11 protein-coding genes are annotated in these 13,951 nt (G+C 38.3%); 8 read left to right on the top strand and 3 right to left on the bottom strand.

Annotation, left to right across the window (positions count from 1 at the left end):
• Positions 1–153: 153 nt before the first annotated feature.
• From JL102_RS21735 to JL102_RS21700, 8 genes are all read left to right on the top strand, one after another.
• Complete coding sequence (locus JL102_RS21735) at positions 154–1,272, top strand: efflux RND transporter periplasmic adaptor subunit (protein ID WP_202246579.1); 1,119 nt, start codon at positions 154–156, stop codon at positions 1,270–1,272.
• 1 nt (position 1,273) lies between these two features.
• On the top strand, positions 1,274–4,417 hold the full coding sequence (locus JL102_RS21730; protein WP_202246578.1) for an efflux RND transporter permease subunit: 3,144 nt from the start codon (positions 1,274–1,276) through the stop codon (positions 4,415–4,417).
• Positions 4,404–5,807: a TolC family protein gene (locus tag JL102_RS21725; protein WP_202246577.1), complete on the top strand. Its 1,404-nt coding sequence runs from the start codon at positions 4,404–4,406 to the stop codon at positions 5,805–5,807. The genes JL102_RS21730 and JL102_RS21725 overlap by 14 nt, the downstream gene beginning before the upstream one ends.
• 51 nt (positions 5,808–5,858) lie before the next feature.
• A complete protein-coding gene (locus JL102_RS21720) occupies positions 5,859–6,722 on the top strand; it encodes an SDR family oxidoreductase (protein ID WP_202246576.1) in 864 nt (287 codons plus the stop codon).
• A 91-nt stretch (positions 6,723–6,813) separates the two neighbouring features.
• Entirely contained in the window at positions 6,814–7,701 is an 888-nt protein-coding gene (locus tag JL102_RS21715; protein WP_202246575.1) for an NmrA family NAD(P)-binding protein, read from the top strand.
• A 10-nt stretch (positions 7,702–7,711) separates the two neighbouring features.
• Complete coding sequence (locus JL102_RS21710) at positions 7,712–8,155, top strand: VOC family protein (RefSeq protein WP_202246574.1); 444 nt, start codon at positions 7,712–7,714, stop codon at positions 8,153–8,155.
• Between the two features lie 35 nt (positions 8,156–8,190).
• Entirely contained in the window at positions 8,191–8,367 is a 177-nt protein-coding gene (locus tag JL102_RS21705) for a hypothetical protein (RefSeq protein ID WP_202246573.1), read from the top strand.
• Positions 8,368–8,399: 32 nt separating this feature from the next.
• Positions 8,400–9,314: a helix-turn-helix domain-containing protein gene (locus JL102_RS21700; RefSeq protein WP_202246572.1), complete on the top strand. Its 915-nt coding sequence runs from the start codon at positions 8,400–8,402 to the stop codon at positions 9,312–9,314.
• A gap of 350 nt (positions 9,315–9,664) precedes the next feature.
• On the opposite strand, the gene JL102_RS21695 is transcribed toward JL102_RS21700, so the two are convergent.
• The 3 genes from JL102_RS21695 to JL102_RS21685 form a co-directional block, all read right to left on the bottom strand.
• Positions 9,665–9,985, bottom strand: a complete 321-nt coding sequence (locus JL102_RS21695) for a DUF7677 family protein (RefSeq protein WP_202246571.1) — start codon at positions 9,983–9,985, stop codon at positions 9,665–9,667.
• A gap of 159 nt (positions 9,986–10,144) precedes the next feature.
• Positions 10,145–11,356 (bottom strand): PIN-like domain-containing protein, encoded by a 1,212-nt coding sequence (locus JL102_RS21690; RefSeq protein ID WP_202246570.1) that lies wholly within the window; start codon positions 11,354–11,356, stop codon positions 10,145–10,147.
• Positions 11,357–11,609: 253 nt separating this feature from the next.
• A complete protein-coding gene (locus JL102_RS21685) occupies positions 11,610–12,974 on the bottom strand; it encodes an alpha/beta hydrolase family protein (protein WP_202246569.1) in 1,365 nt (454 codons plus the stop codon).
• Positions 12,975–13,951: the final 977 nt, after the last annotated feature.

Below are 13,951 nucleotides of genomic sequence, written 5' to 3'. Positions count from 1 at the left end.
ATAATCAAACCAAAAAATAAAGTATGTCTCAAAATTCGAAAAATTTAGACGCGTCAAAGCTCTTTATAGCGACAAAAGCACACATGCATATATTGTAGTTTAACTAAAGTTTTTTTTAAATAAAAATGACTAACAGTCATTAATTAAATACATATGAAAATTAAATTACTATTCCTCGCGATGCTATCATCAACCGGGATTTTCATTTCCTGTGGTAGTGAAAAAAATTCCGAGCAACAAAAGCAGCGTCAATCACAATCTGAAAGCTCAGTGAAAGTCATTAGATATACTGATCTCGACCTGCAGGAAGTCAATTTGAACCATGTTACCAATTATGGTCCCATTACTGGTCGCGTTATTCCTGCTAATTCCGTTCAATTGGCGGCTGAGGTGCAAGGCAGGCTACAGGCCGGAGCAAGGTCCTTCAAGGCAGGCACGAGTTTTAAAAAAGGAGAAGTACTACTGAGAATCGAGAGCCGCGAATATTCTTACAACCTGGAAGCCCAAAAAAGCGCATTTCTTAATACGCTCACCGCTATGATGCCAGATCTGAAGGCAGATTATCCAGATAATTATGAAGCATGGCTCGCCTACGTATCTTCTTATCATAGTGGTCAGGTTTTACCGCCACTGCCGGAGACACAGTCGGATAGTGAAAAGTTTTTCATAACCTCACGTCAGGTTTATAATTCCTATTACAGCATCAAGTCGCAGGAAGAACGTCTTAAAAAATATGTAATCAGAGCGCCTTTCAATGGAGTACTCACCTCTACTTTGGCAGATATAGGAGGACTAGTTTCTCCCGGCCAAACATTAGGCACCTTCATAAGCGCTGATGACTTTGAAATAGAAGCTGCAGTGGGCTTTAAAACCGCCAGTGCTTTACAAATAGGACAAGAAATACCTTTTTCAAATACAGAAAATGATGAGGTCTATAAAGCAACAGTAGTGCGCATTAATGCTGTAGTGGATAATAGCACTCAAAATATCCCCATATTCCTAAAAGTAAAAGGAAGCAATATCAAATCAGGATCTTATCTGCAAGGCAAACTAGAGGCAGATACCTATGAAAAGGCTTTTACCATCCCTACAGATATTTTGGCAAGAGATAACACGGTGCTCATCCTACAAGATAGTGTTATCGCCAAAAGGAAACTTGAGGTACTGGCCAATTTCCCTGATTCATTGATCGTACGCGGCTTTTCTCAAGGTGACCAGCTTATTCTGAACAAATTTGAAAATCCGGTATCAGGTTTAAAAATCAGCAAGTAAAATGAGAAACATAATCAAAGAATTGATACAAAAACCGATGATCACGAACATATTTGTTGGTTTGATTATAGTTTTAGGAATGCTCACCGTAATCCAGATGCGCTCTACTTTTTTACCTTCAGAACCAGTTAGCTTTATTAATATCACTACAGTCTACCGGGGAGCATCACCAGAAGAGCTTGAAGTGGATGTGGTGAATAAAATAGAAGACAACCTGCGCGGACTCAAAGGTATTAGAAGGGTCACTTCCACCTCCACCGAAAGTTTTGCCACTGTGAGTGTAGAAATTGAAGATGATGCCGACCCCAACGAAGCCTTACAAGATGTTACCAATGCGGTTAACAGGATTACTACTTTCCCCCAGCCAGTAGAAACGCCGGTCATAGTAAAAGAAGAAGTCAACAATTATACCATGACTATTGGTGTAACAGGGAGTAACAGCCTGTCAGATTTAAAGGATTATGCCAAAAACATTCAAGATGAACTGCTAATATCTCCGCTCATTTCGCAGGTTTTTATCACGGGCTACCCTGAGGAGGAAATAGAAATTCGCTTTAGAGAAAATGATTTAAGGACCTTTAACCTAACCTTTGAGGAGGTGAGTGCTGCCATCCAACAGGAAAATATAAAAGCCTCTGGTGGCGAGATCAAAACAGGTCAGCAGAATATACTCTTGCGTCTCAATAACCGATCATACAATGCTAAAGGACTGAGTGACATTGTCATTAAAACCACGCCTGATGGTAAGATCATCCGGCTATCAGATGTGGCTACAGTAGCAGATCAATTTGCCGATAAACCCGGGCAGATATTCGTGAACGGTGAGCAGGCAGTGATTCTAACCCTCTTCAGCAGAAATCAGGAAGACATTTTGGATAATGCAGCATATGCCAGAAACTATATTAAAACCTTCAATGCGGCCCATTCAACTATTCAGGCCAAAATTATTGAAGACAAAAGTGTAGCGCTGGATCAGGCCATAGGCACCTTGGTGAACAACGGCTGGCAAGGGGTGCTGCTAGTGGTGCTGGTCTTAAGTTTATTTCTTAACCCTCGCGTGGCTTTTTGGGTAGCCTTTAAAATTCCGGTGGCTATATTGGGCATGTTCATCCTATCCTATTTTTATGATTTAACCATCAACCAGGTTTCTCTTTTTGGAATGATTGTAGTGCTTGGTGTAATCGTGGATGATGGCGTAGTGGTAGCCGAAAACATCTATCAAAAATATGTTGATGGATCCTCTCCGTTAAAGGCCGCCCTAAACGGAACATTGGAAGTAGTGCCTGCCATCGTAGCTTCACTTTCTACTACGGTTATTGCTTTCTCCTTGTTTTTCTTTCTGGATGGCCGCTTGGGAGATTATTTCAGCGACATTTCATTTGTAGTTTGTGCTACCCTGTTTGTAGCCCTATTAGAAACCGTTTTTGTATTACCTATACACATGGCCCGCTCCAAGGCGCTTTCTAAAGACGACCGACAGTGGAAATTTACCCAAAAAACAAACAACTCTCTTATCAGCTTCCGCGATAAGTATTTTGCCAAAACTATAGATTTTGTATTGAGCAAGCCGATAGTAGGCATTATAGGAGTAATCATTATCATGGCACTGACCATCGTTTCGATAAGCAGCGGTATCATCAAAGGCACGTTCTTTCCCAACTTTGATCAGGATGTAATCACCGCTCAGATTGAGCTGCCACTAGGGACTGACAGATCCATTACCACTAAAAAGCTGGAAAAAATAGAAAAAGCGGTTTGGAAAGTCAATGAATACTATACCAGCCAACGCGATGATGAGCAACAGGTAATCCGCTATACAGAACGCATCGTAGGACCTAATAATGATCAGGGAAGGATCAATATTTATATGATGGAGGGCAACGAAAGAGGTGTTACCAGCTTTGACATTGCCAATAAAATACGTGAAGAAGTGGGACCGATCCCAGAAGCGACCAACTTGGCGTACGGCACCATCCCTATTTTTGGTAAACCCGTATCCATTGCCCTCCTTGGTTCTAATATTGAAGATCTTCGAGGAGCAAAGAAGATGCTTAGAGCGTACTTGTCTGACCGAGATGACCTTAAAGACATTACAGACACGGACAAGCAGGGAATCCCGGAACTTGAAATGGCACTTTCTGATAAAGCCCGTTACCTGGGCATGAACGAAGGAGTAGTTTTCAATCAGATAAGAAAAGGATTTTTTGGTCTGGAAGCCCAAAGTTTACAACGTGGAGATGAAGAAATAAAAGTATGGCTTAGGTATGATGCGGACGACAGGCAAAGCTTAGCTCAGCTGAAAGATGCAAGACTCAGAACTGCCGAGGGTGGCTCCTATCCTATTGGAGAACTAGCCACTTTTGAAGAAGCAACTGGCGTAAGGGAAATCAATCATCAAAGCGGGATTCGTGAAATCAGGGTAGAAGCAGATGTGGCCACGCTGCTCACTTCAGTACCCGCAGTAATTGCCGATGCAGAAGAAACCATTTTGAAAGACATTAAGCAGCGCTACCCTAACATTCGGTATACCTTAGAGGGCGAAGCGCGGCTATCGGCAGAAACCCAAGGCAGTAGCCAAGGCCCCTCCATAGTGGTTTTTATTTTGATTATTACCATTGTACTGCTTAACTACCGATCCTTAACAAAAACCGCGGCTATTTTACTCATGCTCCCCTTCGCTTTTATTGGTGTGGCATGGGGCTCATTCATTCATAATATTCCCGTGAGTATTTTCTCAATATTAGGAATGGTGGCCCTCTGGGGAATTCTCATTAACAATGGCTTAGTACTTATTTCTACTTATAATGACAACATTAAAGTGGGTCATAATTCGGTAGAGAGCCTAAAAGATGCTGCTATATCGAGGTTCAGACCTATTGTATTAACCACCATCACTACCGTATTCGGACTAGTGCCTTTGCTGCTGAATAACTCGCTAAGTGCACAATTTTTAAAGCCTACAGCTATCGCTATTTCGTACGGTCTCATTTTCGGCATGGTGCTCACATTAATCTTCTTGCCATCCGTTTTTATGGCCTTCAATCGAATGAAGCTTTGGTATTACACCAAAATCAGAAAACAGCAAGATGCTACCATTACCTCTATTGATGTTGAAGTAAAAGATCAAAAAAATGAACTTTCATAAAAAAGTAACACATACCTATTCATTATTTATAGCTGTGGCTATGATGGCCCTTACCACTGCTGTTACAGGTCAGGCGCAAGTTTCTACAGAGGAGCCGACACTCCAAGTACTCACTCTGGAGCAAGCAGTAGATCTGGCCTTGAAAAACAACAAACAGTTACAGATGCAAGCCAATAACAGTGAAGTGGCGCAAAACAATGTATACTTAGGTAATGCCGGTTTCTTACCAACCGTAAACCTGATGGGCTCTGGAGAATACAGCAGCAGCTCACAGGAATTATCCATCAGGACTTTCCAGCCCGAGCCGCCTGTTTTGACTTTTGATGAAGATGGCGTGAAATCCAAAAAGGCTGCGGTTCTTATCCAAGCCGACTATGTGGTGATCAGTGGACTTGCCAGAAAGTATAGCTACAGCATTCTGAAGAAAAAAAGCACACTTGAAAATTTAAAACAAGAAATAGCCATTAATGAGACCATAGTGGCTGTAACCGGTATGTTTACGCAGATAGCCAGCCTGCAAAGTCGGGAAGAATTATTGCAGGAGACCATTCTGGTTACCACTGACAGACTAGCAAAAATCGAAGATCGTAAGGCATTTGGCCAAGCCACTGGTCTGGATATACTCAAAGCCAAAACCTATCTCAACCAAGACCAATCTTCTTTAGACGAAGTGGCGCTGAACAAAACCAATAGGATCAAGCAATTGAATCGATGGATTGGTTTGCCTCTTGACACGCTCTATCGGGTTAATATCAACTATCTGTTACCAGAAGAAGCTGATCCAAAACAGGTAATTGCTAATGTGAAAGAAAATAATCCTAATATCAAACTGGCGCAATCGGGAGTGAATATCGCAGAGGATCAATTGGGCTTAGCTCAATCCAACCTTTTTCCAAAACTCAAAGTTTTTGCCAACTATGGTTATGCCTATCAGGAAAATGATCTGCAACAATTGGCTGAACTACAAAATAGAGGCTACACCGTTGGGGCATCGTTACAATACAATATTTTCAATGGTAGCAAAACCAAAAGAGAGATTCAAAATGCTACTATCAACATTGAATCACAGAAAATCTATTCGCAAGACATTGAAGATCAGATAACCACGGAAGCACTGCAAGAACTCAATACCCTGGCCATACTGAGAAATCAGCTAGAGCGTGAAATGGACAACTTGGATACATTTGAAGAGACCTTCAACAGAACACAAGAACGCTACAGTAACGGTCAGGCTACCTCATTAGATCTCAGAGATACGCAAACTGCATTATTTAATGCCAGAGTTCAGGTTAATGATATAAAACTCAAAATGGTAAATAGTGGAATGAGGTTAGAAAGCCTCACAGGCCAGCTCATCAAAGAGGATGCAGAGAATGAAACAATCAAGTGATAAATAGGTGTACTCCAGATTCACAAAACTTAACCAAAATTCAAATCAATTATGATATTAATAACAGGAGCAACCAGTGGCATCGGTCATAGACTATGCCAACTGCTTGCAGGGAACAAACATACCTTTCGAGCCATGTGCAGAAAGGAAGAACAGATAAAAGAATTTGAAAAAGAAGGCATAAAAGCTGTTTTAGGAAATTTTAAAGATTACGAAAGTCTGAAAATTGCGATGCAGGGTTGTGAGCGTTTGTTTTTACTCACTCCTCCCCACCCTGAGATGATAAAATGGGAAAAGAGCGCCATTGATGCAGCCAAAGCATCAGGAATAAAATATATCGTGAAAATTTCGGCTTCAGATGCTAACGTAAGATCTGCTGTGCCATGGGCTAAGTCTCATGCTATCATTGACCATCATCTTCGCGATTCGGGTATAGATTGGACCATACTAAAACCAACTGCCTTCATGCAAAACTTCCTGTCGTCCGCCAAGCCTGTTTCCAAAGGATTTCTGCCTCAGGTAGCAGGTAAGGGTAAAGTAGGCTACATCCATACTGATGATATTGCTAATGTGGCTTTCTGCGTTATAACAGAAGATAAGCACAGCCTGGCCACCTATTACCTCTCCGCACCAGAAGCTCTTGATATGCAAGAAATCGCTGATCAATTTACAACAGTCCTGGATAAGAAAGTGAAATATGTAAACTTGCCTAAGCTGGCATTTCGCGCATTATTAAGGCTTTCCGGAGTATCCAGTTGGTTTGCCAGTGGCACCGTGGTTCAATTTGCTGAAGTAGTAGCCAGAAGCCATGCTTTGGACATCTCTAAAGAAGTATACCGTCTTACAAAGTCTGAGCCCAAAACGTTTGTAGAGTTTATAAGAGAAAATAAGAAAATCTTTGAAACAGGGTCTTAAAAATAGAATAGGACACAGCAAACGTAGATTTGGCTACTTCCTTGTCTCGTTACAACCCTAACTTTGTTTCTATAATTTAAACGCAAAAGAAATGAAAATTATAGTAACCGGCTCTTTAGGCCATATAAGTAAACCGCTCACAAAAATTCTGACTTCCAATTCTAATCAAGTTGTTGTAATAAGTAGCAATAAAAAAAGAAATGAAGCTATTGAAGAAATAGGCGCTACTGCAGCGATTGGTAGCATTGAAGATGTTTCCTTTTTAAGTGCTACATTTCAAGGTGCCGATGCTGTGTATTTAATGATTCCTCCCAATTTCAAAGAGTTCAATAGTCTGGAATACTATAAGAGAATTGCAGAAAATTATAGAGAAGCCATTCAGAGTTCCGGAGTGAAAAAGATTGTATTTTTAAGCAGTTGGGGTGCTCATCTCGACAAGGGCACCGGAACTATACTAGGGTCACATCATGCTGAACTGATTTTAAACCAGTTGCAATCTGTACACAAAACCTACATCCGTCCGGTATCTTTCTACTATAATCTGCTCAATTATATTGAAATGATCAAAAATACCGGAATTATCGGTTCAAATTTTAAACGTGAAGATAAAATCGCTTGGGTGCATCCAGAAGATATAGCAAAGGCGGTAAGCGAAGAATTAGTATTAACAGCAGATGAACTTATAAAAATCAGATATGTAGCCAGCGATGAAAAAACGGCAGCGGAAACGGCAAGCATTTTAGGAAAAGCGATTGATCAGCCTAACCTAGAGTGGGTTCCTTTTTCAGATGCCGATGTTGAAAAAAGTTTAACGGAAAGGGGGCTTCCCAAAAAATTTGCGCAAGATTTAGTAGCGATCAATGCAGCCATAAGTTCAGGAAGAATGGGAGAAGATTATGAAAAAAATAAACCCGAATTAGGGAATGTAAAATTAGAAGAATACGCGACTGAGTTCGCTACAACTTATTATCAAAAATAAAATTATAGTTATGGAAAATTCAATTATAACGCTAGCCTATCCCGAAACAAATCAAACCAGCCTGTTTAAGGATTTAAAGGGGTGGCATGTCGCCATTCGGACTTCAGAATATAAAGAATTGATCGATTGGTATCAGCAAAACCTTGATTTTAGATTAGTTAAAGAATTTAATGCAGGAGAAATGAAACTAGCATTCATTGCGCCTCCTGGAGATAACAATTTCATCCTAGAAGTATTGGGTGTTAATGAAAATGATTCATCTTCAGAAGTAAAAGGTGGTTATGATCATCTATGCTTTAGTGTTGCCAATCTGGAGAAAACCATGGAAAGCCTAAAAAGTAGGGATATTGAAATTGTCAGAACTTTTGAAGTGCCTATCATCGGGAAACGTGTAGCTTTCATTAAAGATCCTTTTGGCAATAAAATTGAATTTGCTGAAGAATTGAAAATGTAAAATAAAAAAAGGATGCAACAAAAGACTCCCACAAAATGGAAAATGATGTTGTTGAGCTGGATATGTATTTATCCCTTATTGAATATTATTTCTTTTCTGATAATGCCCTATCTGTCAGGCTATCATCAGTTAATAAGGACGCTGATATCCACGATTATATTGGTGCCGTTGATGGTACTTTTATTGGGTATGCTGCAAAACAGATTCCGTAATTGGCTCGTTAAATAAATCAATCATAAGCGAGATGGAAAAACAAAAATTAAGTCATTTTAAGACGATCAGCGAATTTCATCGCTCAAGAGAATTGCCGCCACCTGAACATCCATTAATTAGTGTGGTTAACGTTCAGGACATTAAGCACTTCACCGAGCCTATCAATATGGTGCTGGACTACTATTCAATTTCTTTAAAAAGAGATTTTAATGGCAAGTTCAGTTATGGCCAGAGTGAGTATGATTTCAATGAAGGCTTAATGTATTTCATCTCGCCTAATCAGGTTTTTAGAATAGAGCATTCCAAAGACGAACTGTTAAGACAGCAAGGATGGTTGTTACTCATTCATCCCGATTTTTTATGGAAAACTGCTTTGTCCAAAACAATAAAGCAGTATGATTTTTTTGACTATGCCGTAAATGAAGCCCTGTTTCTATCAGATAAAGAGGAACGAGTGATTAATGGCATTATTGAAAACATCAAACAAGAATACCATAACAATATTGACAAATTCAGTCAGAGCATTATTGTTTCTCAAATTGAAACCCTGTTAAATTACTCTGAAAGGTTTTACGAAAGACAGTTTATCACTCGAAAAATCACCAACCATAAGGTTTTAGATGCATTAGAGCATACGCTCAATGACTATTTCAAAAATAATGATCTAATCAGAAAAGGGCTTCCAACAGTTCAATTCATCTCCGGTGCACTGAACATTTCGCCCAATTATTTAAGTAATTTATTGAAATCGTTAACGGGCCAAAGCACACAACAACATATTCACGATAAACTGATTAGCGAAGCCAAACAAAAATTATCGACTTCTAATCAATCCATCAGTGAAATTGCTTATGAGTTAGGTTTTGAACACTCTCAATCATTTAGTAAGCTATTTAAGAAAAAAACGAATATTTCACCGGTGGATTTCAGAAAGTCCTTTCATTAAAATGTATGCCTAAAAAATTAGGACTATGTAAAACTTTGATTTTCTCGGGTATCATCTACAATTAAGGTTTCTTCGAAACAATCAATTCCTCTCTTTTGAATATAACAGTTTGATTGATGTATTGAAATTTATCATATTAGTAGCGTTTATTGAATCAAATTCACCTTTTGAAATTTAATGATTGAGGCGTTTTGTGAGACTTTTAACTACCGATGCATCCACAGGTCATCCATGTTTGCGTTTCTTGTTCAAATTTCACTTATAGATCCTGGAGCATAAAGCTTCCAAATTGCTTTCAACCAAGGCTTATGGATGCATTTTGTTGGTAGTAGTTTAATCCTTCTTGTTAGTTAAATTAAATCTTTGATTGGTAGAGGTCCATGTAATTCTATTTCCCAATTTTGATAAGGTGGATTTACTTCAAAAGTTGGATCGCAATAAGATCTGATGTAGTCTGTCGCTCTTTTTTCGGCATATTTGGCATTCAATACATTTCCATCCTCATCTAATTCTATCACGTTGGCATAAATAGCAAATGCTTGCTCAATTGCACTAGGTTCTTCTCCGTATAAATCTAAATAATTTATTCCTTCTAATTGGTAATGAGTTCCACTTGCCATGAAATATGCAAATGTTCGCAGAGCACCACTAAATGAGTTACTGAGTTTCATTTCTATTTATAATTACTACCAACGTTTTGCACCTACCCGAAGGTGGCGATTTGGAAGCGATTCACTGTCAGCCAAGCACAAACTTTGATAGAAACACAAAGCTTGTTTAACCACTGAACCGCCACTTTTGGGTAGGTGCTGTTAGGCACAGTTATTTTTTTATTCTTTTCTATGTTTGAATTCATTGAAGTATTTTATATATCGCATTTTATCTTCATTACTGTCAATTTCAGATTCTTTTAAAAGCTTTTGTAACGATTTTAATTTACTCACTAAATGCATTTTTTCTTCATTCAATTCCGCTTCGTGAATGCTCATACTATGTAAATATTCTTTAACGTCATCAGATTCCATAGAATCTTTAAAAAGACTTTCTTGATGTTTTCTAAGACTGAACATTTTTTCATTTACGTCTTCTATTCTCTTGGTTAAAAAGTTTATTTCATCTTTTGCTTTTAGTTCACGCTCAAAAATTCGTTTTTCCATAAACTGGATGCGTTTTATTTCGTCCAGTTCGGCTTTCTTCATGGCTTGTATTTCTTCTAAGGCTTGCTGATTTATTTTCTCTTTCAGAAAAGATTGCCCATAACTAAGAAATCTTTCAGATGAATACATATGAAAATCGACATTAGCGTGTAGCTTTATTTCTTCAACTAATTCTTGTCTAGGTCCCATATTTCTTCCATCCTTTATTTTCCACCACCAATCAATCTTTCTTTCATCAGTTATTAATATCACATCCTTCTTTAGTTCCTTAGCTTTTTGGATGACTTGTTTCCATAAAATTAAATCACCATATTTTCTGTTACCCTCCTTAGTTTTTTCATCTTCAAATCCAGGCGGCACTTTGTTTTTGTATCTTTCTTCACCTTCTTTAAATATCTCTTTCAATTCATCTTCGGAAAACTGTTTGGTTATTCGATTTGAGAATAGTTCTGAAATAGAGTTGTATATAGGATCAGACTTTAAAAAATCGGAATATTTTTGAATACTTTCTTTTACTTCATCACCAACTTTTTCAAAAATCACATTTAATTCTTTATCAACTTTTGTGGAAAGAAAGAGCGGTTTACTTGTCGATTGTAAATCCTTTTGGATTTGCGAAATCTTCTCTAAAAATTCATTGTAAGCTTTTTCTTGCTCAGCTATAACTTCATATCGGTTTCTATTATATTCTAATGCTGCTTGATGTGGGAGATATATTTGTTTTGAGAACCTTTTAATGAGTTCTAAAATTGTATTTTGAGTTGAATCAGAATACCGATAAAGATTAAGAAGAACATTGGTGTCGAATAAAATTATACCATGTTCCCAGATTCGCTTAATATCCGCTTCTGTTTTCTTACAATATCCTGGAAAAAGATCTTTCATATTCTGTCTTTTATAATTGTGCCTAACATCCGTATAAGGGAAACAAAACATTCCCTTATTTCTTTTATGGGGTCAATCTAATTAATTTAATATTAAAAATGAATATAAGCGTTTTGTGAGACTTTTTAACAAGCTAGAAACTACTGATTTAGCCTCAACAAAGAACCTCGAGTAATCGCACCACCATACCGAGGATGACGGCAACGGGGCTTATCCGTTGCATAATAGTTTATACTTCCAATAAAATCTGCGACTAATGTAGGGAATCACCCTTAATTACAGTCATTTCCAATAATTCGTATTGCTCATATATTTTTTGAGGATCAGCACCTTTTTTTTTCTTCAAATGCTTATCAAAAAATGCGATGATCAGGTTAGTAATTATTTCCATTCCCGTGTACGGTTCTATTTCACCGCATTGTGAAATTTCATTAACCGGAATCAAAAATGGAATATCCATAAAATTGGGATGACCTGCCTTTAATATTTTGCAATCGTAAAAGTAGTCAGTGCCTTTGTTGGCATAGATATGCGAATTGATGTGTGGCTCAGGCCAATCGGCAGTCACATGCAAAAAGGGCACATGAAAAAGGGTGTCAATCATTTGGCCCCATTGATTTCCATCCAGGTTAGCTGCCGCTTTTATTCTGTTGTCTCTCAGTGCCACCTGACCGGCAGAACCTCCACCTGCAGAATGACCAAATACACCCAGATTTTCCACATCCAGTTTGCTCTTGAGCATACCACTAGAATTCCATTGCTCGAGCAAGTCAATCGTATAGATCATATCAGTAGCCCATCTATCTTGCATTTTGCCAAACCAATAATTCCTGACAGGTTCCCGTACGATTTTATGTCTTTCTTCAAAATTAAAATTGCTGTCCATAGCGTTGACCAAGGGTTGCATCGCTTCCCAGGTACCAGCTTCCTGCTTAGCTTGAAAATCATAGTCAAAGTATTTAATAGCCCCATCTGGGAAGGTTGCCCCTAATCCTTCATAAGTGTGATTCATATTAATGATCACATAACCATGACTGGCTATTTCTGTGAGCAATGCGTAATACCCTGAGGGTTGCGAACCGTACCCATGCGAAAAGATCAAAACAGGAAATGGACCTTTTGCCATTGGGATGTCGGCATATGCATAGGTCTCAACGAGATCAAGATAATTTAGTGCATTTGGGGGTAATCCATACTTGACAGCAAATCCAGAGCGTTCTCCATAGTTTAAGTATTTTTCACCATTTCGGTTGGAAACATCTGTTTTACTAGGATACCAGATTTTGTAAGACAACTCTCTTTTGTCATTTGCATCTTCTGTGATGATTTCATCCATATCAGTTTGAACATAAGTGGTGGTTGTACCAACACTATATTTTCCACGAGGGGTGGGAAAGGAAAAGACAGGTAAGACCAATGGTAATGTCCATCCTGCTATAAGCAAGACGAATAATCCCAAAAAGCCAGAGATTTTCAGAAATGACCGTTCATGCGTATTGGTCAAGTCTATCACCTTAATTCTCCAGGATAAAATGATGATAAGTATATAAGCCGGAATCATCTGCCAGCGATAGCCTTCCAGCATCAGATGCACTAACAACAGACATCCTAATGCCAAGAGTATGTAGTTAGCTCGAATCAAGCGCAGAATCGGTCGCTTGATGAATGGCAAAATGGTTAGGATCAATAAAAGAATAATCTCGAAGGTCCTCATAAGATGATTAATTAGATAGTGAAAAAAGAGTTAGCAAAATTCGATTGATGAGGATTCGGATGCAATGTAGAATCCTGCTGAAAAATGGTCATTCGTCGAATATTACCAATTTCCATTTGCCACGGATTGTAAAACTTTAGTGTTTTAGTCCATTGGAGGATTGAAACGGAAGGTGGGTTAAAATAAATGCCGCTGCCCATATATCGTACCTTTATGAATACCAACATCAAGGGAAGCACATTACGCTATTTCTTTATGGGGTCAATCTAATTATTATAACGAAAAACTCATAGTGAATTATCCTCAGCGTTTGGTGAGACTTTTAAAGAGCTATGGAAAATACTTCATATCAATGCTTGTGTCTATTTGCAGAACATAAAGACCGAGCTAGAGGCTGGGGGCTGGTTTTGTATGCTGCATATTCTTTTTTCTTCTAGTTCTTCTTACCAATTGTCCAAGTACGTAAATTACATACGGTGAATATAAAACAAAGAACATTATTGCCTTTAATGTCCATCCAATTCCAAAATATACCTTTTCAAGTTGTTTAACTTTCTCAAGATTGACACTTTCTACGTTTCGAAATCTTTGCATGTCATTCATCGCGTCAAAATTGTATCCGTAATTTCTCATTAAAAGTTGATCAGAATAGTCCGTCCACCAAGCAAACGTCCACATAATTCCTGCGGTCAAAATCAGTCCTGATATGAGATAGAAAACAAAGTCAAACTTAAGTAGATTCCATTTTTTTATTCCAAGGAATAGAATAATCGGAACTGCAATTAGCCCAAGTAGAAGAAGTAATGAAATTATAGTCGTCAATATCTCCATTTATTATTCTCAGTCGTTAGTTTTTCGGAATTGCACCATACATTCGTAGA

This window comes from Fulvivirga sediminis (assembly GCF_016757215.1).
In the GTDB taxonomy this organism is placed as follows: Bacteria; Bacteroidota; Bacteroidia; order Cytophagales; family Cyclobacteriaceae; genus Fulvivirga; species Fulvivirga sediminis.
This window is presented reverse-complemented; position numbering and strand designations above follow the sequence as displayed.